Genomic DNA, 24,401 nt, shown 5'->3' with positions numbered 1-24,401 from the left:
CGGTTCAGGACCGCTCCCGCGGCGCCAGCACGCTCACCACGCCCAGCACCGCCAGTCCGGCCGACACCAGCAGGGCGATGTCCGCGCCGTGGGCGAGGCTGCCGGAGGAGGTGGCGAGGGCGATGGTCAGGGCGACGCCGGCGCTGGAGCCGATGTAGCGGAAGGTCTGCTGGGCGCCGGAGCCCATCGCGGCCCGCTCGCGCGGGACCGACTCGACGGCCAGCAGCGGCAGACCGCCGTTGAGCAGGCCGCTGCCCACGCCGCCGATGACCAGGCCGGGCAGCAGCCGGACCCAGGAGCCGGAGCCGACGGCGCCGAGCATGGCCAGGACGCCGACGGCGTGCAGGGCGAAGCCGGCGGCGAGCTGGACGCGCGGGGTGACGCGGCCGGCCAGGCGCTTGACCTGGAGGGCGACCGTGAAGCTCAGCCCGGACCAGAGCAGGAGCAGCCAGGCCGTGTCCATGGGGGACAGCCGCAGCGTCTGCTGGATCAGGGCGGGCAGGAAGCTGAACGGCGCGATCACCGCGAGGCCGGTGAACAGGCCGCCGCCGGCCGAGGCGAGGAAGGGGGCGTGGCGCAGCAGACCGAGGTCGATCATCGGGGTCGCGACCCGGCGTTCGACCGCGACGAAGAGCGCCATCAGGACCACGGCGGCCGCGAGGAGCAGGCCGACGGGTGCGCGCAGCCAGCCGTCCCGGCCGAGGGTCAGTGCGGCGAGCAGGGACACCAGGGCGAGGCCGAAGGTCAGGGCCCCCGGGATGTCGGGGCGGCCGCCGCGCGGGGCGCGGGACTCGGCCAGGGCGCGGGTGCCGAGCGCGGCGGCCACGAGGGCGGCGGCGCCGAGGACGCCGTACGCCACGCGCCAGTCGGGCAGCGCGCCCGCGATCAGCGGGCCGGTCGCGATGCCGCCGCTGACGAAGGCGCCCCAGACGGCGGTCGCGTGCAGCCGGCCGCGCGGGGAGGGGTAGGCCGCGACGATCAGGCCGAGGCTGCTCGCGAGGAGTGCGGCGCTGGCCGCGCCCTGGGCGATGCGGGCGAGGGTGAACTGCCAGGTGGACGTGGCGAAGGCGCCGAGGACGGTGGTGAGGCCGAGGGCCAGGGTGCCGCTGAGGAAGAGCCGGCGCCGGCCGTAGTCGTCGGCGAGGCTGCCGGCCACCAGCAGGAGCGCGGCGAGGCCGAGCGGGGTGCCGTTCAGCAGCCAGGCCTGGCCGGACAGGGCGGTGTGCAGGGCGCGCGCCGTGTCCGGGAGCGTGACCATCGGGGCCGTGTACGTCATCAGCGCCACGGCGGTGGCCGCGCTGGTCAGGGCGAGGGTGGCCCGGGGGCGGGCGCCGGGGGCGTCCCGGGCGGATGCGGCGGTCGCGGTGTCGGCGGGGGTGCTGGCGGTGGCGGCGGCGGAGTCGAGCCCGGTCATGGCGTGTTCCTTATGGTTCAGTCATTGAACTGACCTGACCCGGCCACCGTAACACGGTCAGTTCATTCATTGAACCTATTCGTCGGAAAGTGGCTACAGTGGACGGCATGGCACTGGGCAAGGACTACGCGACACAGCAGTGCTCGATCGCTCGCGCGCTCGAGATCGTCGGTGAGCGCTGGACGCTGCTCGTCGTCCGGGACGCGCTGTACGGCGTGCGGCGCTACAACGACTTCCTCGTCCACCTCGGCATCCCGCGCGCCGTCCTGGCCGCGCGGCTCCAGACGCTGACCGCCGAGGGCATCCTCGAAAAGCGCCGGTACCAGCAGTCGCCGCCGCGCGACGAGTACGTCCTCACCGACCGCGGCGCCGAACTGTGGCCCACCCTGCGCGCCCTCGGCCTGTGGGGTCGCGAGCACTACACCGACGGCCGGCTGCGCTCCTTCCGGCACGCGGACTGCGGCACCGAACTCGGGGCGTACGGAGAGTGCCCCGCGTGCGGGGGCGTCGTACCGGTGGGGGACGTGGTCATGTGGCCCGGACCGGGCCTCGACCCGGACCCGGCCGACCCGGTGAGCCGGGTGCTGCTCAAGCCGAAGCGGCTGCTGGAGCCGCTGGAGACCGACTCGGCCTAGGCGCTCCCGGCGCGGTGCCCGGCAGTCCTGAGCGGTCCTAGGCGATCCGGCGGACCAGGTCGACGGCGGTGCGGTCGGTGTCGTCCGAGTCGCCGTTCAGCCGGTGGACGACCACCCAGCGGCCGTCGTCCGTCGCCCCGGCGAAGAGCGAGGCGTGCCGGGTCGCGCCGTTGTGCCACAGCAGGGCCCCGGACCTCTGCCACGAGGGGGCGGGATCGCCCAGCCGGCGCTCGACCGCCAGCCGGAACAGCAGATCGGCCACCGCGCGCGGCGTGGCCCACAGCCCGCCCGCCGGGAGGATCGCCCCGTCCATCGTCCAGGGCCGGCGGGCCCGGCCGAACAGCCCCGGGGCGAGCAGCCGCCGGTCCGCGTCCGGACGCACGCCGACCTCGTCGACGTCCAGCGGGCGCAGGACGTGCTCGGCGAGCAGCTCCTCGTACGGCGCGCCGGCCGCCGCGACCAGCGTGGCGCCCAGCACCGCGTACCCGAAGTTGGAGTACTCCCGCTGCCCCGGCGGCCGGACCGCGACCTTGTCGAGCCGGGCGAGCGCCCGGGTGAGCGCGGACTGGTCGAAGGCGGCGTAGGGGTCGGCGAGTTGGAGGATCCCGATGGGGTCGGGCGGGAGGCGGGGCAGGCCGGAGGTGTGGGTGGCCAGATTCCGCAGCGTGATGCCCGTGCCGGGCGTGGCGGGGAGGTGGCGCTCGACGGGGTCGTCCGGGTCGAGCAGGCCCGCGGCGGCCATGCGCATCAGGGCGGTGCCGGTGAGCACCTTGGTGAAGGAGCCGATCTCGACGAACCGGTCCACCGCATGGCCGCCGGAGACCCGCGCGGCAGGCTCGTCGCTCGTCAGGACGCAGGTCGGGATGCGTGGCACGGGGAGCTCCTGTCGGGTGCGGGCTTCGGGTACGACTGCCCTCTCAGGTATAAAGGGCGGAAACGTGTCGGAAGTTGCTTACGGGGAGGGCCGGATGAGGCGCGGGTTCGTGTCGTCGCGTTCGCTGCGTTCCTCGCGTACGGTCGCCCTGCTGCTGCTCGTGCTGCTGCCGGTCCTGCTGCTCGACACCGGCAACCTCTCCGCGACCGTGGCGCTGGCCGCGACCGCCGCCGCCGGTTCCGCGTTCTCCGTCTGCCTCCTGCTCTCGGCGCGCAGCGCCCCGGCCGTTCCGCCCACGCGCGTGCGTACGGCGATCCGGGACCGGGCCCGGCGTACGGCCTTCCTGCCCCAGCGTGATCCCGACGCGCCCGGCCGGCGACGGCCGAGGGCACCCGGGTGCGCCCTCCCGGCGACCGCCGCGTAGGGCACGCACCCCCATTCTCTTCCCGTACGCGTGACCCCGCGCGGGTCGTCATGCCGCTCTGTTCCGTTCCGGCCATGCCCGGACATCCGGCACGACGAGACCCCCGGAGGGCTCACCCATGTCCGTTCTCGCTGTCTTCGCCCGCCTGGTCGAGCACGTCGCCGACCTGCTGACCCCGCTGTTCCACGCCTCCGCGGCCGCCGCCGCGATCGTCCTGTTCACCGCGCTCGTACGACTCCTCGTCCACCCGCTGTCCCGCGCCGCCGCCCGTGGCCAGCGGGCCCGGGCCGCGTTGCAGCCGAGGATCGCCGAACTGCGCACGAAGCACGCCGAGGATCCGCAGCGGCTCCAGAAGGCGGTGCTGGAGCTGCACGCCGAGGAAAAGGTCTCGCCGCTGTCCGGCTGCCTGCCGAGCCTCCTCCAACTGCCCGCGTTCTTCCTCCTGTACCACCTCTTCTCCAGCTCCACGATCGGCGGCGAGGCCAACGGCCTGCTCGGACACGAGCTGTTCGCGGCGCCGCTCGGCGGGCGCTGGGCCGACGCGCTCGCCGACGGCGGGCCGTTCGGGCCGGCCGGGCTGGTCTACGCCGGTCTCTTCGTCCTCGTCACGGCCGTCGCCGTCTTCAACTACCGGCGCACCAAGCGCATGATGGCGAACAACCCGGTCGCGGTCGCGGGCGGCGACGGCGGGCAGGTGCCCGGGCTCGGCGCGCTCAACAAGGTCATGCCGTTCATGTCGTTCTTCACCCTCGTCACCGTGGCCGTCGTCCCGCTCGCGGCCGCGCTGTACGTCGTCACGAGCACGACCTGGAGCGCCGTGGAGCGGGCCGCCCTCTATCAGTGAGAGGCCTGGTTACGGTCCAGTACGTGAACAGGGTCTTGCGGAGTGGACTCCGGGATTGGAGGATCGGCCAGTCCTCCGATGGCTGCACCCATCGGCCGGGCGCCCCCGCGATCGAGGGAGATTGTGACCATGAAGCTGCTGCGAGTCGGTACGGCAGGGGCGGAGCGGCCCGCGCTGCTCGATGCCGAGGGAACCCTCCGGGACCTGTCGGGGATCGTCGACGACATCGACGGCGCGCTCCTCGCCGACGAGGCCGCGCTCGGCCGGGTACGGGCGGCCGCCGCCTCCGGTGAGCTGCCCGCGCTCGACGCGGCGGGGCTCAGGACCGGGCCGCCGCTCGGCCGGATCGGCAAGATCGTGTGCATCGGGCTCAACTACCACGACCACGCCCGCGAGACCGGCGCCGAGCCGCCCGCCGAGCCGGTGGTCTTCTTCAAGGCCCCGGACACCGTCGTCGGGCCGCACGACACCGTCCTCGTCCCGCGCGGCTCCGCGAAGACCGACTGGGAGGTGGAGCTGGCCGTCGTCATCGGACGAACGGCCCGCTACCTGGAGTCGGCCGAGGACGGCCTCGCGCATGTCGCGGGGTACACGGTCGCGCACGACGTCTCCGAGCGGGAGTTCCAGATCGAGCGCGGCGGGACCTGGGACAAGGGCAAGAACTGCGAGACGTTCAACCCGCTCGGGCCGTGGCTCGTGACGGCCGACGAGGTGCCCGACCCCCAGGCGCTGTCCCTGAGGCTGTGGGTCAACGGGGAGCTGAAACAGGACGGGACGACGGCCGAGCAGATCTTTCCCGTGGGGGAGGTCGTGCGGTACGTCAGCCACTTCATGACGCTGTACCCCGGGGACGTCATCAACACGGGGACGCCGGCGGGGGTGGCGATGGGGCAGCCGGAGCCGAAGCCGTATCTGCGGGGCGGGGACGTGGTCGAGCTGGAGATCACGGGGCTCGGTCGGCAGCGGCAGGAGCTGAAGGACGCCTAGGCGGGTGGGGGCTGCGCGAGCACGGCGGGTGCGGGTCGGCCGTGGTTTCTCGCGCAGTTCCCCGCGCCCCTTCGAGGGCGCTTCCGCTCAGTCCAGCAGATAGGCCAGGCGGCGCCATTCCTCCCTCGGGAGTTGCTCCCGCGGGCCCCCGGTGACCACCTGGAGGGCCACGTGGTCCGCGCCCGCCTGGTGGAAGGTGTCGATGCGGTCGCGGACGGCGGCCTCGTCGCCCCACGCGAAGACCGCGTCGACCAGGCGGTCGCTGCCGCCGTCGGCCAGGTCGTCCTCGGTGAAGCCGAGGCGCAGGAAGTTGTTCGTGTAGTTCGGCAGGGCGAGGTACATCGCGAGGGTCTCGCGGGCGACGGCGCGGGCCCGGGCCGGGTCGGGCTCCAGGACGACCTTCAGCTCGGGGGCGAGCAGCGGCCCCTCGCCGAGGATCTCGCGGGCCTGCGCGGTGTGTTCGGCGGTGACCAGGTACGGCACCGCGCCCGCCGCCCGGTCCCGGGACAGCTCCAGGGTCTTGGGGCCGAGGGCCGCGAGGACCCGGCGGTCGGCGGGGACGCCCGCCGCGTCCAGCGCGTCGAGGTAGGCGACCAGCGCGGAGTAGGGGCGGCGGTACTGCTCGGCGAGCTTGGCGTGGCTCACCCCCAGGCCGAGCACGAAGCGGCCGGGGTGGGCCGCGTCCACCTGGGCGAAGGCCGCCGCGCTGGTCTCGGCGTCGTAGTCCCAGATGCTCTGGATGCTGGTGCCGACGGTGAGGGCGTCGGTGGCCTCCAGGAGCGGTACGGCATGCCGGGCCGCGCTGCTGCCGCCCAGCCATACGGCTCGGAAGCCGAGCTCCTCCAACTCGGCCGCCGCCTCCGCCAGTTCGCCGCGCCGGGAGGGTTCCTCCGTGCGCAGGGCGAAGCTCCAGATGCCGTAGCGGCCGATCCGGTCCTTCAAGCCGTGCGAGGTGTTCGTGCTGCTCGTGCTGCTCGTGCTGCTCATCGGGGCGATCCCTCCGGGCGGGTCGTGATCATCACGTCTACAGCCCTTCCCAACCGGCGGGATCCCCCCACGGATTCCCGGCGGGTGTCACACCTTGAGGAATCGCTCCAGGGCCTCGACGACGAGCCGGTGGTCCTGGAGCTGGGGCAGGCCGGAGACCGTCACCGCGCCGACGACGCCCACGTTCTCCACATGGACCGGGAACGAGCCGCCGTGGGCCGCGTAGGTGCCGGGGTCCAGGCGGGCGGAGTCCTCGAAGGTCGTGCCCTTGGCGCGGAAGCGGGAGCCGACCAGGTAGGAGGAGGCGCCGTAGCGCTCCACCACCCGGCGCTTGCGGGCGATCCAGGCGTCGTTGTCCGGGGTGGAGCCGGGCAGGGCGGCGTGGAAGAGCTGCTGGCCGGCGCGGTGGATGTCGATCGCGACGGGCGCCCCGCGCTCCCGGGCCAGCTCGACCAGGAGCGAGCCGAGGGCCCAGGCGTCCTCGTACGTGAACTGCCGGAAGACCAGGCGGCGTTCCTGCGCCTCCAGCTCCTCGACGGACGGGGCCGGTGCGGGGTCGGTGCGGGGAGCGGTCCGGGACATCAGAGGGTCACCGTCGCCTTGTCGAGGGCCGAGCGGCGGGCCGCTTCGAGTACGTCGAGGGCGGCGGCCGCCTCCAGCGCGGACACCGGGTTGGGCGCGCCGGCACGCAGGGCGTCGGTGACGGCCGCGTAGTAGGCGGGGTAGTCGCCCGGCAGGGTCGGTACGGGGGTGCCGGCGCCGGTCAGCGGGGACTCCCCGGCGCCGATGCGGCCCCACAGGGACTCCGGCTCGGCGCCCCAGTGCGGGCCGGGGCGCAGGCCCTCGCGCAGTGCCCCCTCCTGCGGGTCCAGGCCGTACTTCACATAGCCCGCCCGCGAGCCCAGCACCCTGAAGCGCGGGCCGAGTTGGGCGGTGGTCGCGGAGACGTAGAGGTGGGAGCGGACACCGCTCGCGTGGGTGACGGCGATGAAGGTGTCGTCGTCGGTCTCGGCGCCCGGGCGGCGGACGTCCGTCTCGGCGTACACCTCGGTGGCCGGGCCGAAGAGGACCAGGGCCTGGTCGACGACGTGGCTGCCGAGGTCGTAGAGGAGACCTCCGATCTCTGCCGGGTCGCCGGACTCGCGCCAGCCGCCCTTGGGCTGCGGGCGCCAGCGCTCGAAGCGGGACTCGAAGCGCCACACGTCGCCGAGCGAGCCGTCCGCGAGGAGCCGGCGCAGGGTCAGGAAGTCGTTGTCCCAGCGGCGGTTCTGGAAGACCGACAGCAGCAGGCCGCGCTCCTCGGCGAGGGCGGCGAGGCCGCGGGCCTCGGCGGCGGTCCCGGCGACCGGCTTGTCGACCACGACCGGCAGGCCCGCCTTCAGGGCGGCGGTGGCGAGCGGGACGTGCGTCCTGTTCGGGGACGCGATGACGATCAGGTCCAGTTCGCCGGCGCGGTCGAACAGCTCCCAAGGCGTGGCGACGGTCCGGGTGTCCGGGAACTCGGCGCGGGCCTGCTCCTGCCGCTCGGGGTTCGAGGTGACCACGGTGTCCAGGGCGAGGCCCTCGGTGGCGGCGATCAGCGGGGCGTGGAAGACGGAGCCGGCGAGGCCGTAGCCGATCAGGCCGACGCGGAGAGGGGTGGCAGCACTCATGGGACTACTTTCGCAACGCTGTTGCCAAAGTGCAAGCGGCGGGGACAATGGGTGGCGTGAACAGGACGACGACGGGGACGGGGACACGGGCGGGAATGGGGACGCGGGAGGGGATGGGCGTCGGCGGCCCGGCGGGGGCGAACCTCGGCGCGGTGCGCAGCCACAACGCCGCGCTGGTGCTGGGCCTGCTGCGGGACGCCGGGGCGGAGGGCATCAGCCGGCTCGAACTGGCCGAGCGCACCGGGCTGACCCCGCAGGCCGTCAGCAAGATCACCGCACGGCTGCGGGAGCAGGGGTTCGCGGCGGAGGCCGGGCGCCGGGCGTCCACCGGGGGCAAGCCGCGCACGGTGCTGCGGCTGGTGCCGGAGGCGGGGCACGCGGTCGGGGTCCACCTGGACCGCGACGAGCTGCGGGCCGTCCTCGTCGACCTGGACGGCGCCGTGGTGGCGCAGCGGCGCGCGGAGCTGGACCTGGGGGCGGGGGCGCCGGCCGTGCTCGGGGTGCTCACCCGGGCGGTGGAGGGGCTGGTGGGGCAGGCGCTCGGCCTCGGGGACGACGACGGACTCGCCGGTGTCGGCACGCTGCTCGGAGTGGGGGTGGCGCTGCCGGGGCCGCTCGACCACGCGCGCGGGGTGCTGCACCGGGTCACGGGATTTCCCGAGTGGGACGGCTTCGCGCTGCGGGACGCGCTGGAGACACGGCTCGGGGTGGCGGTGGTGGTCGACAAGGACACGAACGCGGCCGCGCTGGGGCTCTCGGTGCGGGGCGAGGGCGGCTCCGGATCCTTCGCGTACCTGCATCTCGGCACCGGGCTCGGGGCCGGGCTGGTGATCGGCGGGAGCGTGCACCGGGGGGCGCGGACCGGGGCGGGGGAGTTCGGGCACCAGGTGATCCAGCTCGACGGTCCGCCGTGCGAGTGCGGGAACCGGGGGTGCGTGGAGGCGCTGTGCCTCGGGGCCGTGGGGCGCGGGGAGCCGGAGGAGGCGGCGCGGGTGCTGGGGGTGGGGGCGGCGAATCTGGTGGGGCTGCTCGACATCGACGCGGTGCTGCTCGGGGGGCGGACCGTGGCCGGGGCGCCGGAGGTGTACGTGCGGGGCGTGGGTGACGTACTGGCGGCGCAGGCCCGGCGGGAGGGGATGCCGGGCGGGGCGGTGCCGGTCCGGGCGGCCGGGGGCGGCGAGCGGATCGTCGCGGAGGGGGCCGCGCAGTTGCTGCTGGGGCGGTTGTTCGGGCGCGGGGACGCGTGAGGGTGCCGTGCGCCGTGGCCGGGTTGCGAGGCCGGCCGGTCGTCCCACCGTGGAACCAACCGCATCAATCGACTCCATGGGTGACCTGAGCCCCGACGGCCCGCCTCCGAAGGTGACCGGCACCCTGGTCGGAACCGCCCGGCTCGACCCGGGCACGCGAGCGGCGGCGCACATCTACCTGGCCTGCGCCTCGGACCCGGACGACGTGGCCACGGTGGACGTCACCGTCGTCGGCCGACCCCGGCACCGCCCCCGCGGAAACGGCTCCCCCGCGCGCTCCCGGTCACCCGGCCCGACCATGGACCCATGCGACTGCGCACACCCCCGGCCCTGGCAGCGGCCGCGACCTCGGCACCGGTAGTGACCCCGGCCCTGGTCCCGGCCGCGCCCCTGGCCCTGGTGGTGCCCCCGGTCCCGGCCCCGGTCCTGCTCCCGGTGGTGACTCCGTCCGCGTCCTCATCCCTGACCTCGTCCTCGGCCTCGTCTACGTCCCTGCCCACGTCCCTGACTCTGGCCCCGGCCGTGACCCTGGCCCCACCCCCGGTGCTGCCCCCGCTCCCGCGTCTCGCCCTGGCCGCCGTCACCGTCGCGGTGGCCGTCGGACTCCTCGTCCCCCTGTCCGCGCCGGTCGCCCGGGCCGTCGGGGCGCCCGCGGATGCCGTCTGTGCCGGTGCCGACGCGCATGTCTTCCCGCTCACCGCCCGGATCCGCGGGGGCCCGGACTCGTACGAGGCGGGCGGTGGATTCGGGACCTGGTACATCGACCTCACCAACACCACCCGCCGCACCTGCACCGGTGTCCACCCGGTCGTCGTCCTCGTCGACAGCAGGCGCGCACTGAAGCCCCACCAGCCCCGGCTGGACTTCTACGACGGCTCCCGGGCCCGTCCGGTGCCGTTCGAGAGCACCGACGAGCAGGAGCTGGTCGGGGTGCTGGACGCCGCGGGGTTCGCCGGGTTCACCGTGCCGGCCGGCAGGACGGTCAGCGTCAGGGTCAGGCTCTCGCTCACCTCGGACGCCTTGGCCGACCGGGTCACCGCGGGCGCCGCCGTGGTCCAGCGCCGGGGCGCGGACGACGGGGACTGGGTCGGGCAGTCCGATCCGTACGTGTTCGGGATCGTGCACGAGGGGGACCGCGCGGGCGACGGCGCCGAGGCGGGGGCCGAAGTCGACTGGCGGACAAGCGAGTTGGCGCGCACCGGCACCGGGGGCGCGCCCGGTCTGTCGGCGGCCGCCGGGGCCCTGGTCGGGGCCGGCGCCGGTGCGTTCCTGGTGTCCCGGCGGCGCCGCTGAACCGGGTCCCGTACCGGAAGCGCTCCCGTCGTCTGCGAACATCCCTGCGTGGACTACCCGAACGACCAGGCCCCCGGCGCCCCCGTCCGCTCCGGCATCCCCGAGCACGGGCGCATCCCCAAGTACTACGCCGTGAAGGCGCGGATCGCCGCGCTGCTGGAGGAGCTGGGGGAGGGCGGCCCCATCCCCACCGAGCGGGATCTGGCCGAGCGGTACGACGTCGCGCGCGAGACCGTGCGGCAGGCGGTGCGGGAGCTGGTGCTGGAGGGACGGTTGCAGCGCCGGGGGCGCGGGACCGTCGTCGCCGGGCCCAAGCTCGCCCAGCCGCTGTCCCTCGCCAGCTACACCGAAGGGGTGCGCCGGCAGGGCCGTACGCCCGGCCGTGCCCTCGTCACCCTCGACCGTTTCCCGTGCCCCGAGGCCCTCGCCGCGGAGACCGGGCTCACCCGGGGCGAACCCGTGTGGCACCTGGAGCGCGTGCTGCTCGCCGACGAGGAGCGGGTCGGGCTGGAGAGCACGTACGTCGCCGTCGCGCGGGTGCCCCGGCTGGACGCCGACTTCGACCCCGACTCCTCCTTCTACGGCTATCTCACCGCCCAGGGCATCGCCTTCGGTGACGCCGACGAGCGCATCGAGACCGTGCTGGCCACCCCCCGCGAGGCGCTGCTCATCGGCACGCCGCCCGCCCTGCCGATGCTGCTGATCCACCGCGTCTCGCGGGACACGGAGGGCCGGCCGCTGGAGCGGGTGCGCTCGCTGTACCGGGGCGACAGGTTCTCCTTCACCACGCATCTGAGCGGCTGAGAGGCGAGTACTCGGGCACTCTCAGTTGTGTCACGAAAGGATAACGGGTCTAGCCCAAACTTGAGGGGTCGTTCACGCTCTCGTTGACAGCCGGATATCTCCGGTTCCCCGGTCCCGAGGAGCGTTGCCGACGTGAGAGTGACAGTCGTAGGAGCAGGCGTGGTGGGCACCATGCACGCCTGGCATGCAGTTCAGCGTGGCCATCAGGTCGTCCAGATCGAGCGTGAGACCGAGGCGCGCGGCGCCTCGCTGCGCAACTTCGGGCAGATCTGGGTCAGCGGCCGCGCGGGTGGCGAAGAGCTGGAGACCGCGCTGCGGGCGCGGGAGCTGTGGGAGGGGATCGGCGCCCGCGTGCCGAAGCTCGGGTTCCGGGCCAACGGGTCGCTGACCCCGGTCCGCGGCGCCCTGGAGCTGGCGGTCGCCGAGGCCGCCCTCGCCCGCCCGGACGCCGCCGCCCGCGGCTACAAGCTGCTGCTGCCCGCCGAGGCGCGCGCCCTGAACCCCGCCCTGCGCGGCGAGTTCACCGCGGCCCTGTACTGCGAGCGCGACGCGGCCGTCGAGCCCCGCACCGCCCAACTCGCCCTGCGCGAAGAGCTGTTGAAGTCCCCGGACTACACCTTCCTGCCGGGCCGTGAGGTCCGCGACGTGGTCGGCCCCGGCGCCGTACGGGACGACCACGGCGACGTGCACCACGCCGACGCCGTCGTCCTGTGCACCGGCGCCTGGCTCGGCGGACTCGTCCGCGAGCTGGCCGGGCCCGACCTGCCCGTGCGCCGCGTCCGCCTGCAGATGATGCAGACCGACCCGCTGGGCGAGCAGCTGACCACCTCCGTCGCGGACGCCGACAGCTTCCGCTACTACCCGGCCTACGGCTCCCCGGCGCTGGACGCGCTCAACGCCGGCCGGCCCCAGGCGCCGACGGCGGCCGAGCACAGGATGCAGCTGCTGATGGTGCAGCGCGCCGACGGCGGACTGACCATCGGCGACACCCACGAGTACGAGCACCCCTTCGCCTTCGACACCGCCGAGGAGCCCTACGAGCACCTCACCGGAGTCGTCGAATCCCTGCTCGGGCGCCCGCTGCCGCGCATCCGCCGCCGCTGGGCGGGCGTGTACGCGCAGTGCACCGACACGAGCCGGGTCGTGCACCGGCAGCAGGTGAGCGACGGTGTGTGGCTGGTCACCGGGCCCGGCGGGCGCGGCATGACCTGCTCCCCGGCGATAGCCGAAACGACCGCGAACGAACTGGGCTGGTGAGCACCCCCATGACCCCCTCCACCGACATCCGTCTCGTCGTCCTCGACATGGCCGGCACCACCGTCGGCGACGACGGCCTCGTCGAGCGCGCCTTCGCCGCCGCCGCAGGCGAACTCGGCGTCGAGACCGGCTCGCCCGAGCACACCGAGCACCTCGCGTACGTCCGCGCCACCATGGGCGAGTCCAAGATCTCCGTCTTCCGGCACCTGTTCGGCACCGAGGAGAAGGCCCGGCGCGCCAACGCCGCCTTCGAGAAGGCATACGGCGAGCTGGTCGACGGCGGCCTGATCGCCCCCGTCCCCGGTGCCCGCGAGGCCATCGAGGAACTGGCCGGCAGCGGCCGGACCGTCGTGCTGACCACCGGCTTCGCCCGCGTCACCCAGGACGCCATCCTCGACGCCCTCGGCTGGCGGGATCTCGTCCCGCTCACCCTGTGCCCGGCCGACGCCGGCGGGCGCGGACGGCCGTACCCGGACATGGTCCTCGCGGCCTTCGTCCGCACCAGGGCCGCGGACGACGTGCGCCAGGTCGCCGTCGTCGGCGACACCTCCTACGACGTGCTCAGCGGGGTACGGGCGGGCGCCGGGCTGGTCGCGGGCGTACGCACCGGGGCCCACGGGGACGCCGAGTTCCACGCCGCCGGTGCCACGCACGTCCTCGACTCGGTGGCCGGTCTGCCCGCGCTGCTGTCGGGAGCGCGCTGAGATGGGCATCCGCTTCGACTCCGTCACCGTCGCCTACGACGGCAACGTCGTCCTCGACGCCCTCGACCTCACCGTCGAGCCCGGCGAGGTCATGGCGCTGCTCGGGCCGTCCGGCTCCGGCAAGACCACCGCGCTGCGGGCGGTCGCCGGGTTCGTACGGCCCGTGTCCGGGCGGGTGCTCCTCGGCGGCCGGGACGTGACGGACCTGCCGCCGTACCGGCGTGGCATCGGCATGGTCGTGCAGCAGTACGCGCTCTTCCCGCACCTGCGGGTCGACGAGAACGTGGCCTTCGGGCTCAGGGCCAGGAAGACACCCAAGATCTCCAAGGGCGGGATACGGCAACGGGTCGCCGAGGCGCTGGAGATGACCGGCATGGGCGCCTACGCCCGCCGCCATCCGCGCGAGCTGTCCGGCGGACAGCAGCAGCGGGTCGCCATCGCCCGCGCGCTGGCCATCCGCCCGGACGTACTGCTCCTGGACGAGCCGCTGTCCGCGCTGGACGCCCGGCTGCGCTCCGGGATGCTGACCGAACTGGCCCGGCTGCACCGGGAGTTGCCCGACGTCTCGATGCTGTACGTCACCCATGACCAGGTCGAGGCGCTGACCCTGGCCGACCGGATCGCCGTCATGGACAAGGCGCGGCTCCAGTCCTGCGGGACGCCGAGGGAGCTGTACCGCTCCCCGGCCGACGAGTTCACCGCCTCCTTCGTGGGCGGCGCGAACCTGGTGCCCGTGACCGTGGGGACCGGCGGGGTCTCCTTCGCGGGGTCCGAGCTGGAGGTCGACACGAACGGGGCGCCCGCGGGGGCGCGGGCCACGCTGTGCGTACGGCCGCACGCCGTCGGGCTGGGCCAGGGCCCCAACCAACTCACCGGCGTCGTACGGGAGATCCAGTGGCGGGGCGCCACACACCGGCTGTACGTCGAGGTCGGCGGACACACGCTCATGGCGGACGTGCGCGAACTGAAGGCTCCGCCGGCCCACGGCGACTCCGTGAGCCTGCACTTCGCGTCCGACGACGCCGTACTGCTGCCCGCCGGAGTCAGCCATGCCTAGGCGCCTGTTGTGGGCCCTGCCTCCCGTGGTCCTGCTCGCCCTCTTCTTCGTCTACCCCCTCGGCCTCGTCGTCCAGCAGTCCTTCCAGCCCGACTCCGGCGGCACCTCCCTCCAGCCGTACGCCGACGTCTTCGCCTCCGACGCCTTCCGGCACGCGCTGTGGACCACCGTCTGGCTGGCGCTCGCCTCCACCGCCGGATGTCTGCTCCTCGGGTTCCTGCTGGCGCTGGTCATCGCGTTCGTGCCGTTCCCCGGGGCGAAGGGGGTGGCGCGGTTCATCGACGTGTACCTGTCCTTCCCGTCCTTCCTCATCACGCTGGCCCTGCTGTTCATCTACGGCAGCACCGGCATCGTCGGCTCCTTCCAGTTCCTCACCACGCCCTGGGGCGTGCTGCTGGCGGAGGTCACCTACTTCACGCCGTTCGTGATGCGGCCCCTGCTCGCCGCCTTCTCGCAGCTGGACACCGCCCAGCTGGAGGCGGCCAGTTCGCTGGGCGCGCGGGCGCCGCGGATCGTGCGGCGGGTGATCCTGCCGGAGGCGCTGCCCGCGCTCGCCGCCGGCGGGAGCCTCGTCCTGGTGCTCTGCCTCAACGAGTTCGGCATCGTGCTGTTCACCGGCGCCAAGGGCGTCACCACCCTGCCGATGCTCGTCTACAGCAAGGCGATCCTGGAGTCCGACTACCCGGGCGCGTGCGTGGTCGCCGTCGTCAACGTCCTGATCTCCGTGGGCCTCTACGCCCTCTACCGGGTGGTGAGCCGTCGTGCTGGTGCATAGCCGCGGGGCCAGGTGGGCCGTGTGGACGGTGTTCGCCGTCCTCTTCCTGCCGCTGTTCGCCCTGCCCCTCCTCGTCATCCTCGGCGCCTCCTTCGCCACCCACTGGTCCGGCGTCCTGCCCTCGGGCGCGACCGTCGCCAACTACCGTGCCGCCACCCGCGGCGAGGCCCTCCAGGCGCTCACCACCAGCCTGCTCACGGCCGTCGGCGCCAGCCTGCTCGCGCTGACCGCCGGCACCTGGGCCGCGCTGGCCGCGGCGGGGCTGAGGAAGCGGTACCGCAGGATCATGGACGCCCTGTTCGTCCTGCCGGTCGCCGTACCCTCCGTCGTGGTCGGACTGTCGGTCCTCGTCGCCTTCTCCAAGCCGCCGCTGCTGCTCAACGGCACCCGGTGGATCGTGATCCTCGCGCACACCGTGCTGGTCACGGCCTTCGCCCACCAGTCCGTGTCGGCGGCGATCACCCGCCTCGACCCGGCCTACGAACAGGCCGCCGCCTCCCTCGGCGCCCGCCCCGCCCACGTCCTGTGGCGGGTCCGTCTCCCCCTCCTGCTGCCCTCCCTGACCGCCGCCGCCGGCCTCTGCTTCGCCCTGTCCATGGGCGAGCTGAGCGCCACGATGATGCTCTATCCGCCCGACTGGACCCCGCTGCCGGTCCTGATCTACGCGGCCACCGACCGGGGCGCCCTGTTCACCGGCTCGGCCGTGGCCGTGGTGCTGATGGCCGCGACCCTGCTCGCCCTGTTCGCCGTCTCCCGGGTCCGCACCCGGGCGTCGTACCGCTGACACCCCCCACCGCAGACCATCCCCCCACTCCCGTAACCCCCGTGAAAACGCCAGGAGTTGGCCTCGCCATGCCCAGAAACCGCCTCTCGCCCGCCATAGCCCTCGCCCTGCTCGCCACCCCCGCGCTGTCCGCCTGCGGCACCTCCACCGCCTCCGACGCCAAGGAGGTCACCGTCTACAGCGCCGACGGCCTCAAGGGCGAGAACGGCGACGGCTGGTACGACAAGGTCTTCGCGGACTTCACCAAGCAGACCGGCATCAAGGTCAAGTACGTCGAGGGCGGCTCCGGCGAGATGGTGCAGCGCGCCGTCCGCGAGAAGAGCAACCCGCAGGCCGACGTGCTGGTCACCCTGCCGCCCTTCATCCAGCAGGCCGACGCCAAGGGCCTGCTGCAGAAGTACGAGGTGAAGGACTCCGACCAGGTCAGCGGCGCCGACAAGGCCGTGGACGGCTCCTGGATCTCCGTCGTCAACAACTACTTCGGCTTCGTCTACAACAAGAAGGAGCTGAAGCAGGCCCCGAAGACCTGGAACGAACTGCTCGACGCCACGTACAAGAACAAGCTCCAGTACTCCACCCCGGGCGTCGCCGGCGACGGCACCGCCGTCCTCATCAAGGCAATCCACGACTTCGGCGGCAAGGAACAGGCCCTCGCCTACCTGAAGAAGCTCCAGGCCAACAACGTCGGCCCGTCCGCCTCCACCGGCAAGCTCGCGCCCAAGGTCGACAAGGGCGAACTGCTCGCCGCCAACGGCGATGTGCAGATGAACTACGCCCAGGCCAAGACCATGCCGAACCTCGGCATCTGGTTCCCGGCCGACAAGGACGGCAAGCCCTCCACCTTCGCCCTGCCCTACGCAGCCGGCCTGGTCACCAAGGCCCCGCACAGCGAGAACGGAAAGAAGCTGCTCGACTTCATGCTCGCGCAGAAGCAGCAGGAGGAGGTCAGCTCCATCGGCGGCGGCTTCAGCGCCCGCCAGGACGTCAAGGCCACCGACGCCAACGCCGTCGCCCTCACCAGAATCATGGACGGCGTCGACTTCTTCGAGCCCGACTGGACCGACATCGACAAGAACCTGACGTCGTACGTCGAGGACTGGAAGTCGGCGACCGGCAGCTGAGCCGATCGACAGGCGGACGGCAGGGTCAGGATCAGGCCAGGCTGATTAGGCTTGGGGCGTCGGTACGCCGTGGTTCCGGCGCCCCCGCTTTGCCTTGTCGACCGCACGTACGCCAGGAGACGCACAACATGGCAGACCGCAAGCCGATCGAGTCGTGGCTCACCGACATGGACGGTGTCCTGATCCACGAGGGCGTTCCGATCCCCGGCGCCGACGCCTTCCTGAAGAAGCTGCGCGAATCCGGCCGGCCCTTCCTGGTGCTGACCAACAACTCCATCTACACCGCCCGCGACCTGCACGCCCGGCTGCGCCGGATGGGCCTGGACGTGCCGGTGGAGAACATCTGGACCTCGGCGCTCGCCACCGCCCAGTTCCTGAACGACCAGCGGCCCGGCGGCAGCGCCTACGTCATCGGCGAGGCCGGTCTGACCACGGCCCTGCACGACATCGGCTACATCCTCACCGACCACGAGCCCGACTTCGTGATCCTCGGCGAGACCCGCACCTACTCCTTCGAGGCCCTGACCAAGGCCGTCCGGCTGATCAACAACGGCGCCCGGTTCATCGCCACCAACCCCGACAACGTCGGCCCCTCCATCGAGGGCGACCTGCCCGCCACCGGCTCCGTCGCCGCCCTGATCACCGCCGCGACCGGCAAGAAGCCGTACTTCGTCGGCAAGCCCAACCCGCTGATGATGCGCGCCGGGCTCAACGCGATCGGCGCCCACTCCGAGACCTCCGCGATGATCGGCGACCGCATGGACACCGACGTGCTCGCTGGTCTGGAGGCCGGTATGCGCACGTTCCTGGTGCTCAGCGGGGTCACCCAGCCGGACGCCGTCGACCAGTACCCGTTCCGCGCGTCCAAGGTCGTCGACTCCATCGCGGACCTGGTCGACCTCGTCTGACACAGCTGACCAGCGGCTTTCAAACCCGGGCCCACCCATTTGGAGCAATCGGGCGCCCCCAGAGGATGCGGGGGCGCCTGCGCCGGGGGAGCCTCCAGATAACTGGAGGTTCACGATGGGCTCACTTCGCCTCACTGTCTGTACCGGAATCCTGGCCGTCGCCGCCCTCGCACCGTCGGCTCACGCGGCCGACGGCGGCTCGGTCTCCGTGACTCCCGGCTCCCCGTCCCCCGGTACCGACGTCTCCCTGCGCGTCCACGGCTGCTCCGGTCCCGAGGGCACCGCCGTCTCGGGCGCCTTCGTCTCCGACGCGCGGCTGACCGGCAAAGGAGGCTCCCTCTCCGGCGAGACCCGCGTCCGCTCCTCCCTCGCGCCCGGCGCCTACGACGTGAGGATCACCTGCGCCGACTACGTCATCAGCGGACGGATCACCGTGGCGGGCGGCCGGGGCGACGCCCGGGGAACGGCCCCGGGCTCCGACCGGCGAACCGGACAGACCAGCCAGACAGGACAGACCAGCCAGACAGGACAGACCGGATGGACCGGACAGGCGGGGGATGCGGACCGGCGTCCCGGCTCCGCCGCCTCCCCCGTCGCCCCGGTCCACGCGGGCGGCGGCGGCACCGCCACCCACTTCGCCACCGTGGCCACCAGTGAGTCCGGGCCCGGCACCGCCGAGACCGTCACCGGTCTGGGGCTGGCCGGGGTCGCCGCGCTCGCCGTCGGGCTCCGCGGACACCGGGGCCGCAACAGCCGTACCGGCCGCTGACGGGCCCGCATGACCGACGACCAGGGGCATCCCGGCACCGGCACCGGACGGCTGGTCACCCTCGTCACCTGGGCGCTGCTGCTGCTCGGGCTGTGGCTGTGGGGGCGGGCGGTGACCGGCGTACCGGACGGCGCGGACGACCCGGCCGCCGGTGGCACCTGGGCCTCCGGAGCCGTGGACCCCGCCCTGCTGCCCCGCGCGGCCGCGCCGCTCGCCGACGCGCTGCCGCAGCGCGTGGACATCCCCCGGCTCGGCGTACAGGCCCCCGTGGTGGCCCGCGGCCTCGACACCGAGGGCGCCGTCGACCCGCCGCCGTTCGACCAGCCGGGCGTGGTCGGCTGGTACGGCGCCGGCGCCAGCCCCGGCGCCAAGGGCGCGGCCCTCCTGGTCGGACACGTCGACACCGCGACCCGGCCGGGCGTCTTCTACAAGCTCAGCACGCTCACGCCGGGCGCGACGGTCCGGGTGGTCCGCTCGGACGGCACGGTCGCCCACTTCACCGTCGACGACGTCCGCGTCCTGCCCCGCAGCGGCTTCGACGCCCACCAGGCCTACGGCCCCCGCCGCCCCGGCCGCGCCGAACTGCGCCTGATCACCTGCGGTGGCGCCTTCGACCGCACCACGAGCTCCTACACCGCCAACGTGGTGGTCAACGCCTACCTCACCGGCACCACGCACTGACCCCCGCACGCCCCGGCGTGCGACCTCGTGACGGGGCGTCCGGATATGTCAGCATGGGACGGCACCCGGACCAGTGCGCCCAGGGGGGAATCGTATGGACGACAGCAGGGGGGCCAGGCCCTGTCATCACACTCCGACAGGACCTGGGGCGAGCGCGCGGGTGTCCGTGGCGGTGGTGCTGGGGGCGGCGCTGCTGCTCGCCGGCTGCTCCTCGGGAGGCGGAGGCGGCGACAAGAACGCCGGCGACGGCGCCCGGATCACCCAACAGCCCAAGTCCGCCGACCCGTTCTGGGTGAACCCGGACGGCACGGCGGCCCGGCAGCTCGCCGCCTACACCAAGGCGGGCAGGACCTCGGACGCCGAGCAGATCCGGAAGATCGCCGAGCAGCCCGTGGGGGAGTGGATCGGCTCGGAGAACCCCGAGCAGGAGGCCCGCGGCTTCACCGAGGCCGCCCAGCACGCCGACCGCACGGCCCTGCTCGTGCTCTACGACATCCCGCACCGCGACTGCGGCCAGTACTCCCAGGGCGGCGCCGCCGACGGCAACGCCTACCGCGCCTGGATCGACGGCGTGGCCCGGGGCATCCAGGACCGCCCGGCCGTCGTCGTCCTCGAACCGGACGCCGTACTGCACCTGGTGGACGGCTGCACGCCGAACCAGTTCCACGAGGAGCGCTACGACCTGCTCCGGGGCGCGATCACCACGCTCAAGTCCCTGAAGAACACCAAGGTCTACCTCGACGCGGGCAACGCCGGCTGGGGCCGTCCCGACCAGATCTTCCAGCCCCTCCAGCAGGCCGGCATCGCGCAGGCCGACGGCTTCGCCGTCAACGTCTCCAACTTCTACTCCACCCAGGACTCCCTCGCCTACGGCAAACAGCTCTCGGCGAAGGCGGGCGGCAAGCACTTCGTCATCGACACCAGCCGCAACGGCAACGGCCCCGCCACACAGGGCGATCCGGGCCGGCGCTGGTGCAACCCGCCGGGCCGCGCCCTCGGTGAGACGCCGACGACGAAGACGTCCGACCCCCTCGTGGACGCCTACCTGTGGGTCAAGCGCCCGGGGGAGTCGGACGGGACGTGCAAGGGCGGCCCGAAGGCCGGGGACTGGTGGGCGAGTTACGCACTCGCCCTGGCCCGGAACAGTAAGCAGTAGCCCTACGACACCTTGACCCACTGTGCGACGGACGGCGTCCCCTGGTCGTCGTCCACGAACAGCATGTACCACCCGGACGGCACCAGGTTCCGGTTCGTCGGCACGGTCACCGTGACCTTGTCCCCGGACACCCTGAAGTCCAGTGCGATCGACCGCTGGTCCACATCCGTCACATGCGTCGACGCGCTCGGCCGTATCAGCCGCGCCTTCCTGAGGCCGGCCGCCTGCCGCGACGTGAACGTCCCCGAGGCGCCCCGCGCGATCGTCTGCGGACCGCCGCTCAGCGACGGCCGCGCACCCCGGTACAGATACGGCGGGGTGTAGATCTCGATCCGCTGCTCGAACTTCCCCGGCTTGGTGTTCGCCTTGTCGCCGTACAGCGAGTCGGAGCCGAAGAACATCACCCGCCCGTCCGGCAGCAGGATCGACCCGGAGTGGTAGTTGCGGCCCACCAGCGGATCGGCGACCTGCGTGAAGCTGTTGCTGTCGGGGTGGTACAGCCGCGCCTGGAGGATGTTCGAGTCGCCGCGCCCCCGGTAGTCCTCCGAGCCGCCCGACACCAGCACCGTGTCGTCGGGCAGGACCGAGGACTGCGGATACCGGGTCCCCTTCTCCAGCGACGGCCCGTCCGTGAACGCGGGTTTCCCGGCCTTCAGGTCGATGAGCCGCGTCCTCCTGCTCGACAGCTTCGACTCACCGACCCCGCCGCCCCCGATCACCATGAACTTCTCGTCCTGCGCCGGCGGCAGCAGCACGGTCCCGGAGGTCTCCATCATGTTCGGGTCGCTGAGCCCTGGCAGCTTGGTGAAGGCGTTGCTGCCGACGTCCCAGATGCCGGGCTCCCGGCCCACGTCGTCCGGGCCGTACCCCGCGTTGGACCCCGAGTAGAAGATCTTGCCGTTCTGCATCAGGAACAGCGCCGGGTACGTCGGGAACTGCCGGGTCGTCCTCGTGTACGTCCACTTCTTCGTCGCCGGGTCGAAGATCTCGTTCTTGCCCGGCACCAGCTGACCGATGTCGTCCAGGCCGGAGACGCTGAGGATCCTGCCGTCCGACAGGGTGGTGAGCGTCGGGTACCAGCGGGCCTCGTTCATCGGGTCGACCTTGATGTACCGCTCGGCGACCGGGTCGAACTCGTAGGCGTCCTTGATGCCTTCGAAGTCCTTCTTGTCGAGGGCGAGCTTCTGCGCGATGCCGTACGTGTTGCGCGCGTCGGCGCCGCTCAGGCCCTGGACCGTGTAGTTGTCCTGGGTGCCGGTCTCGTACTGGGTGCCCTCGCGCGGCGCCTCGACGTAGACCCGGCCGTAACCGGGGTTGTTCCGCAGCCACTTGCCGGACTTGTCGAAGACCTTCGTCGCGCGCGGGAGGAGCACCGGGTCCTGCGAGACGAACGTCCTGCCGTTCCGCTTGCCGGTGAACCTCGTGCCGGCCGGCAGCGTCATCGGCTTGTCCGGGTTCTCGTTGTAGAGGATCATGACGCCGCCGGCCTTCTTGACGTCACCCTTGAGCTTCTCGTACCGCTTGGTGCCGCCGGCGATCAGGATGTCGCCGTTGCCGAGCTGCGTGTGGCCGGTGCAGAACAGGTCGGCCGGGGTCGGCACCTTCTTGATCGTGCCCTTGACCGGGTCCCAGATCCGGGTGTCGAACTTCTTGGCGTTGAAGTTGTCCTGGTTGTTGCCCGAGCCCGCGATCATCAGGATCTTCCCGGTGCGCAGCAGGGACGCGTGGATGGTGTCCTGCCGGAACTCCTTGGGGAACTCGATGATGTCCCAGTGGCCGTTCTCGGCCTTGTACTCGGGTCTGTTGATCTTGTACTGGTGGTACTGCGCGGTGGTGAAGCGGTAGACCCACGGCCCGTTCATCCCGGCCAGCGCGAGCACCACCGCCGTCCCGATCGCGAGCCTGCGGGCGCGACGGCGGCCGGCCTGGTCCTTCATTCCTTACGTCCCCCAAGTCCGCCAAGGGCGATCTGCATGGTCTGCTCGTTCGTCTCCGCGGCCGGGCCCGCCGGCGGGCCGCCGCTCGCCCAGGACGGCCGCTGCTGCGGCACCGGCGCCGGGTGCGGCGCGGCGGGCACCGCGTCCCGCGGCCCGGCCCCCGCCGCCACGGGCGCGGGCTCGCGCCGCTCCCGCCGCAGGGTGTACCGCCAGACGAGGATCGGCGAGGCGGTGATCAGCAGCGCGAGGGCCGCCCAGACGATCATCGCCGGGTGGGAGTGCCCGAACACGAAACCGGCGGCGAGCGAGCCGCCGAAGACCAGGATGAAGAACCAGTGCACCCTGAACGTCCCGAACAGCGTGTCGGGGCTGGCCGACTCGCCCTTGGGCGTGACGACGAACGTGCTCTTGCGGCGCAGCACCGCGTCCATCAGCGAACGGGCGTAGATCGGCGCGGACAGCGCGGACATCACCATGCCCGCGACACCGCCCGACCCCTCCGGCTCGTGCGGGGAGACGTTGTGCCGCCGGTTCCAGACGTACAGGCCGATCTGGAGCGCGGAGGCGTTGCCGTACAGCATCAGCCACACGGTCGGGTCGATGTTCACACCGGAGGCGCCCAGCCCGAGGAACAGGGCGCAACTCAGGGCCGCGAGGATCCAGTTGAGAGCGGACATCGGGTAGAAGATGATCATCATCGTGTAGTTGAAGAGCTTGCCCGGCCCCAGGGTGAACAGGCCCTTCCAGTACTGCTTGAGGATCGTCTCGTACGTCCCCCGGGACCAGCGCAGCTGCTGTGTGAAGAAGTCCGTCCAGGCGTTCGGGCCCTCGCCGACGGCGAGGACGTCCGGCGTGTAGACGGACTTCCACTTCCGCCCGGTCGCCGGGTTCTTGGCCCGGTGCATCTCGAAGCCGGTCGCCATGTCCTCGGTGATCGAGTCGTACAGCCCGCCGATCTGCTTCAGCGCCCTGATCCGTACGGCGTTGGAGGTGCCGACGAACATCGGGGCGCCGTAGCGGTTGCCGGCGCGCTGGATCAGGGCGTGGAAGAGGAACTGCTGGGACTCGGCGGCCTTGGTGACGAACGTGTCGTAGTTGCCGTAGACCTGCGGGCCGATGACGAAGCCGACGTCCGGGTCGCGGAAGTAACCGAGCATCCGCTCCAGGTAGTTGGGCAGCGGCACGTGGTCGGTGTCGACGGAGGCGAAGTAGTCGTAGGCGTCGCCGTGCGCCGCCAGCCAGGCGTTGTAGTTGCCGTGCTTGGTCCGCGCGCGGTGCGGCCCCTTGGGCCGGTTCCACTTCTCCACCCCCTTGCGGGTGAAGTGGTGCACGCCGAGCCGGGCGCAGACCTCCTTGACGGCCGGGTCGTCGCCCTCGTCCAGCAGCCACACGTGCAGCAGGCCCCGGTGGCGCAGCCGCACCGCCGCCTCCAGGGTCTTCGTCACCATCTCCAGCGGCTCCTTGCCGGGCACGAAGGTGGTGATGAAGGCGACCCGGGTGCCGGTCTCGGGCACGACCGGGACCGGGTCCCGGGCGACGAGCGTGGCGTGCGCGTTGGACAGCACGTTCATGCAGCGGAAGAACTCGATCAGGCCGATCGAGACGAGCATGACGACGTCGAGGGCCGGCAGGAAGTCGTAGGCGGGGTAGTCGCGTTCGGTCCAGTGCGCGGGGCGCAGCAGCCAGAACAGCAGGACCAGCGAGAGGATCGGGGCCGCGCCCAGCATGAGCGCCGCGCGTATGCGATGCGGTTCCTGCGACAGCAGCGACCGGTACGCCACCGTGTACGGCTTCGCCGGGTCGGGCTGGGTGAGCGGGCCGGCGAGCCGGCTGTAGTGCTCGTAGTCGTATCTCGGCAGGCTCTTGCGTATGCGGCGGAACTGACCCGTCCGATGGGTGACCGCCCTCAGCTGTGTGGTCCGTGACGGGTCGTCGGTCTCGTCGGTCTCGTTGTGAGCGTGGCTCTGCCCGGCGCCCCTCGGCGTCGACGTCATGAGTCAGTCCCCCCACACGCAGGTCACTGCGTGTTGTTGATCAGCGGTGGCGCGAGTGATGGCGCGTATCTCCACGTCCTCCCCACTGCATGGACAC

At 72.6% G+C, this 24,401-nt stretch carries 25 protein-coding genes; 18 read left to right on the top strand and 7 right to left on the bottom strand.

What is annotated here, in order from left to right:
• Nucleotides 1–4: 4 nt before the first annotated feature.
• Complete coding sequence (locus ACFC8N_RS03620; RefSeq protein ID WP_376285998.1) at nucleotides 5–1,414, bottom strand: MFS transporter; 1,410 nt, start codon at nucleotides 1,412–1,414, stop codon at nucleotides 5–7.
• Nucleotides 1,415–1,521: 107 nt separating this feature from the next.
• Here ACFC8N_RS03620 and ACFC8N_RS03615 point away from each other — a divergent pair, with 107 nt between their 5' ends.
• Entirely contained in the window at nucleotides 1,522–2,049 is a 528-nt protein-coding gene (locus ACFC8N_RS03615; RefSeq protein WP_356034214.1) for a helix-turn-helix domain-containing protein, read from the top strand.
• Between the two features lie 37 nt (nucleotides 2,050–2,086).
• Here ACFC8N_RS03615 and ACFC8N_RS03610 read toward each other — a convergent pair whose 3' ends face one another.
• Entirely contained in the window at nucleotides 2,087–2,923 is an 837-nt protein-coding gene (locus ACFC8N_RS03610; protein ID WP_376285995.1) for a serine hydrolase domain-containing protein, read from the bottom strand.
• A 94-nt stretch (nucleotides 2,924–3,017) separates the two neighbouring features.
• On the opposite strand from ACFC8N_RS03610, the gene ACFC8N_RS03605 reads away from it, so the two are divergent.
• From ACFC8N_RS03605 to ACFC8N_RS03595, 3 genes are all read left to right on the top strand, one after another.
• Complete coding sequence (locus tag ACFC8N_RS03605; RefSeq protein WP_356034219.1) at nucleotides 3,018–3,347, top strand: DUF6412 domain-containing protein; 330 nt, start codon at nucleotides 3,018–3,020, stop codon at nucleotides 3,345–3,347.
• Between the two features lie 118 nt (nucleotides 3,348–3,465).
• Complete coding sequence (locus ACFC8N_RS03600; protein WP_376285991.1) at nucleotides 3,466–4,191, top strand: YidC/Oxa1 family membrane protein insertase; 726 nt, start codon at nucleotides 3,466–3,468, stop codon at nucleotides 4,189–4,191.
• Nucleotides 4,192–4,320: 129 nt separating this feature from the next.
• Nucleotides 4,321–5,178, top strand: a complete 858-nt coding sequence (locus ACFC8N_RS03595; RefSeq protein WP_356034225.1) for a fumarylacetoacetate hydrolase family protein — start codon at nucleotides 4,321–4,323, stop codon at nucleotides 5,176–5,178.
• Nucleotides 5,179–5,265: 87 nt separating this feature from the next.
• On the opposite strand, the gene ACFC8N_RS03590 is transcribed toward ACFC8N_RS03595, so the two are convergent.
• The 3 genes from ACFC8N_RS03590 to ACFC8N_RS03580 all read right to left on the bottom strand — a co-directional run bounded on the left by ACFC8N_RS03590 (nucleotide 5,266) and on the right by ACFC8N_RS03580 (nucleotide 7,817).
• Nucleotides 5,266–6,165, bottom strand: a complete 900-nt coding sequence (locus ACFC8N_RS03590) for an LLM class F420-dependent oxidoreductase (protein WP_376285988.1) — start codon at nucleotides 6,163–6,165, stop codon at nucleotides 5,266–5,268.
• A gap of 87 nt (nucleotides 6,166–6,252) precedes the next feature.
• Entirely contained in the window at nucleotides 6,253–6,747 is a 495-nt protein-coding gene (locus ACFC8N_RS03585; protein ID WP_356034230.1) for a heme-degrading domain-containing protein, read from the bottom strand.
• On the bottom strand, nucleotides 6,747–7,817 hold the full coding sequence (locus ACFC8N_RS03580) for a Gfo/Idh/MocA family oxidoreductase (RefSeq protein ID WP_376285985.1): 1,071 nt from the start codon (nucleotides 7,815–7,817) through the stop codon (nucleotides 6,747–6,749). The genes ACFC8N_RS03585 and ACFC8N_RS03580 overlap by 1 nt, the downstream gene beginning before the upstream one ends.
• Before the next feature lie 95 nt (nucleotides 7,818–7,912).
• Here ACFC8N_RS03580 and ACFC8N_RS03575 point away from each other — a divergent pair, with 95 nt between their 5' ends.
• From ACFC8N_RS03575 to ACFC8N_RS03510, 14 genes are all read left to right on the top strand, one after another.
• Nucleotides 7,913–9,064, top strand: coding sequence for an ROK family protein (locus ACFC8N_RS03575; RefSeq protein WP_376286267.1), 1,152 nt, complete (start codon nucleotides 7,913–7,915; stop codon nucleotides 9,062–9,064).
• A gap of 76 nt (nucleotides 9,065–9,140) precedes the next feature.
• Nucleotides 9,141–9,425 carry a hypothetical protein gene (locus ACFC8N_RS03570; protein WP_376285982.1) on the top strand — a complete coding sequence of 95 codons (285 nt, stop codon included), beginning with the start codon at nucleotides 9,141–9,143 and terminating at the stop codon, nucleotides 9,423–9,425.
• Entirely contained in the window at nucleotides 9,371–10,357 is a 987-nt protein-coding gene (locus tag ACFC8N_RS03565; RefSeq protein ID WP_376285979.1) for a hypothetical protein, read from the top strand. The genes ACFC8N_RS03570 and ACFC8N_RS03565 overlap by 55 nt, the downstream gene beginning before the upstream one ends.
• 48 nt (nucleotides 10,358–10,405) lie before the next feature.
• Complete coding sequence (locus ACFC8N_RS03560) at nucleotides 10,406–11,161, top strand: GntR family transcriptional regulator (RefSeq protein WP_356034238.1); 756 nt, start codon at nucleotides 10,406–10,408, stop codon at nucleotides 11,159–11,161.
• 132 nt (nucleotides 11,162–11,293) lie between these two features.
• Nucleotides 11,294–12,418: a TIGR03364 family FAD-dependent oxidoreductase gene (locus tag ACFC8N_RS03555; RefSeq protein ID WP_376285976.1), complete on the top strand. Its 1,125-nt coding sequence runs from the start codon at nucleotides 11,294–11,296 to the stop codon at nucleotides 12,416–12,418.
• Nucleotides 12,419–12,426: 8 nt separating this feature from the next.
• Nucleotides 12,427–13,122 (top strand): HAD family hydrolase, encoded by a 696-nt coding sequence (locus tag ACFC8N_RS03550; RefSeq protein WP_376285973.1) that lies wholly within the window; start codon nucleotides 12,427–12,429, stop codon nucleotides 13,120–13,122.
• 1 nt (nucleotide 13,123) lies between these two features.
• Nucleotides 13,124–14,179: an ABC transporter ATP-binding protein gene (locus ACFC8N_RS03545; RefSeq protein WP_376285970.1), complete on the top strand. Its 1,056-nt coding sequence runs from the start codon at nucleotides 13,124–13,126 to the stop codon at nucleotides 14,177–14,179.
• A complete protein-coding gene (locus ACFC8N_RS03540; protein ID WP_376285967.1) occupies nucleotides 14,172–14,954 on the top strand; it encodes a 2-aminoethylphosphonate ABC transporter permease subunit in 783 nt (260 codons plus the stop codon). Before ACFC8N_RS03545 ends, ACFC8N_RS03540 begins: the two co-directional genes overlap by 8 nt.
• Nucleotides 14,941–15,738 (top strand): ABC transporter permease, encoded by a 798-nt coding sequence (locus ACFC8N_RS03535; protein WP_376285965.1) that lies wholly within the window; start codon nucleotides 14,941–14,943, stop codon nucleotides 15,736–15,738. Before ACFC8N_RS03540 ends, ACFC8N_RS03535 begins: the two co-directional genes overlap by 14 nt.
• A gap of 68 nt (nucleotides 15,739–15,806) precedes the next feature.
• A complete protein-coding gene (locus ACFC8N_RS03530; RefSeq protein ID WP_376285962.1) occupies nucleotides 15,807–16,859 on the top strand; it encodes a 2-aminoethylphosphonate ABC transporter substrate-binding protein in 1,053 nt (350 codons plus the stop codon).
• 128 nt (nucleotides 16,860–16,987) lie between these two features.
• Nucleotides 16,988–17,767 carry an HAD-IIA family hydrolase gene (locus ACFC8N_RS03525; RefSeq protein ID WP_356034254.1) on the top strand — a complete coding sequence of 260 codons (780 nt, stop codon included), beginning with the start codon at nucleotides 16,988–16,990 and terminating at the stop codon, nucleotides 17,765–17,767.
• A gap of 115 nt (nucleotides 17,768–17,882) precedes the next feature.
• Nucleotides 17,883–18,536, top strand: a complete 654-nt coding sequence (locus ACFC8N_RS03520; protein ID WP_376285958.1) for a hypothetical protein — start codon at nucleotides 17,883–17,885, stop codon at nucleotides 18,534–18,536.
• 9 nt (nucleotides 18,537–18,545) lie between these two features.
• Nucleotides 18,546–19,217 (top strand): class F sortase, encoded by a 672-nt coding sequence (locus ACFC8N_RS03515; protein WP_356034259.1) that lies wholly within the window; start codon nucleotides 18,546–18,548, stop codon nucleotides 19,215–19,217.
• Nucleotides 19,218–19,311: 94 nt separating this feature from the next.
• Complete coding sequence (locus ACFC8N_RS03510; RefSeq protein WP_376285955.1) at nucleotides 19,312–20,373, top strand: glycoside hydrolase family 6 protein; 1,062 nt, start codon at nucleotides 19,312–19,314, stop codon at nucleotides 20,371–20,373.
• A 2-nt stretch (nucleotides 20,374–20,375) separates the two neighbouring features.
• Here the strand turns inward: ACFC8N_RS03510 and ACFC8N_RS03505 are convergent, their stop codons facing one another.
• Nucleotides 20,376–22,310, bottom strand: a complete 1,935-nt coding sequence (locus tag ACFC8N_RS03505; RefSeq protein WP_356034264.1) for a kelch motif-containing protein — start codon at nucleotides 22,308–22,310, stop codon at nucleotides 20,376–20,378.
• Nucleotides 22,307–24,304, bottom strand: coding sequence for a glycosyltransferase family 2 protein (locus ACFC8N_RS03500; RefSeq protein ID WP_376285952.1), 1,998 nt, complete (start codon nucleotides 24,302–24,304; stop codon nucleotides 22,307–22,309). Before ACFC8N_RS03500 ends, ACFC8N_RS03505 begins: the two co-directional genes overlap by 4 nt.
• Nucleotides 24,305–24,401 lie beyond the last annotated feature (97 nt).

Source organism: Streptomyces sp. NPDC055966 (assembly GCF_042269865.1).
In the GTDB taxonomy this organism is placed as follows: domain Bacteria; phylum Actinomycetota; class Actinomycetes; order Streptomycetales; family Streptomycetaceae; genus Streptomyces.
The sequence above is the reverse complement of the archived record's forward strand: the minus strand, read 5'-3'. Positions and strand labels throughout refer to the sequence as shown.

Excerpts from the sequence above, each read along its gene's own strand:
- ACFC8N_RS03550 (WP_376285973.1), top strand. The coding sequence starts at position 12,427 with ATGACCCCCTCCACCGACATCCGTCTCGTCGTCCTCGACATGGCCGGC.
- ACFC8N_RS03565 (WP_376285979.1), top strand. The coding sequence starts at position 9,371 with ATGCGACTGCGCACACCCCCGGCCCTGGCAGCGGCCGCGACCTCGGCA.
- ACFC8N_RS03575 (WP_376286267.1), top strand. The coding sequence starts at position 7,913 with ATGGGGACGCGGGAGGGGATGGGCGTCGGCGGCCCGGCGGGGGCGAAC.
- ACFC8N_RS03540 (WP_376285967.1), top strand. The coding sequence starts at position 14,172 with ATGCCTAGGCGCCTGTTGTGGGCCCTGCCTCCCGTGGTCCTGCTCGCC.
- ACFC8N_RS03570 (WP_376285982.1), top strand. The coding sequence starts at position 9,141 with ATGGGTGACCTGAGCCCCGACGGCCCGCCTCCGAAGGTGACCGGCACC.
- ACFC8N_RS03590 (WP_376285988.1), bottom strand. The coding sequence starts at position 6,165 with ATGAGCAGCACGAGCAGCACGAGCAGCACGAACACCTCGCACGGCTTG.
- ACFC8N_RS03500 (WP_376285952.1), bottom strand. The coding sequence starts at position 24,304 with ATGACGTCGACGCCGAGGGGCGCCGGGCAGAGCCACGCTCACAACGAG.
- ACFC8N_RS03585 (WP_356034230.1), bottom strand. The coding sequence starts at position 6,747 with ATGTCCCGGACCGCTCCCCGCACCGACCCCGCACCGGCCCCGTCCGTC.
- ACFC8N_RS03515 (WP_356034259.1), top strand. The coding sequence starts at position 18,546 with ATGACCGACGACCAGGGGCATCCCGGCACCGGCACCGGACGGCTGGTC.
- ACFC8N_RS03615 (WP_356034214.1), top strand. The coding sequence starts at position 1,522 with ATGGCACTGGGCAAGGACTACGCGACACAGCAGTGCTCGATCGCTCGC.
- ACFC8N_RS03525 (WP_356034254.1), top strand. The coding sequence starts at position 16,988 with ATGGCAGACCGCAAGCCGATCGAGTCGTGGCTCACCGACATGGACGGT.
- ACFC8N_RS03520 (WP_376285958.1), top strand. The coding sequence starts at position 17,883 with ATGGGCTCACTTCGCCTCACTGTCTGTACCGGAATCCTGGCCGTCGCC.
- ACFC8N_RS03595 (WP_356034225.1), top strand. The coding sequence starts at position 4,321 with ATGAAGCTGCTGCGAGTCGGTACGGCAGGGGCGGAGCGGCCCGCGCTG.
- ACFC8N_RS03505 (WP_356034264.1), bottom strand. The coding sequence starts at position 22,310 with ATGAAGGACCAGGCCGGCCGCCGTCGCGCCCGCAGGCTCGCGATCGGG.
- ACFC8N_RS03545 (WP_376285970.1), top strand. The coding sequence starts at position 13,124 with ATGGGCATCCGCTTCGACTCCGTCACCGTCGCCTACGACGGCAACGTC.
- ACFC8N_RS03580 (WP_376285985.1), bottom strand. The coding sequence starts at position 7,817 with ATGAGTGCTGCCACCCCTCTCCGCGTCGGCCTGATCGGCTACGGCCTC.
- ACFC8N_RS03530 (WP_376285962.1), top strand. The coding sequence starts at position 15,807 with ATGCCCAGAAACCGCCTCTCGCCCGCCATAGCCCTCGCCCTGCTCGCC.
- ACFC8N_RS03600 (WP_376285991.1), top strand. The coding sequence starts at position 3,466 with ATGTCCGTTCTCGCTGTCTTCGCCCGCCTGGTCGAGCACGTCGCCGAC.
- ACFC8N_RS03620 (WP_376285998.1), bottom strand. The coding sequence starts at position 1,414 with ATGACCGGGCTCGACTCCGCCGCCGCCACCGCCAGCACCCCCGCCGAC.
- ACFC8N_RS03605 (WP_356034219.1), top strand. The coding sequence starts at position 3,018 with ATGAGGCGCGGGTTCGTGTCGTCGCGTTCGCTGCGTTCCTCGCGTACG.
- ACFC8N_RS03510 (WP_376285955.1), top strand. The coding sequence starts at position 19,312 with ATGGACGACAGCAGGGGGGCCAGGCCCTGTCATCACACTCCGACAGGA.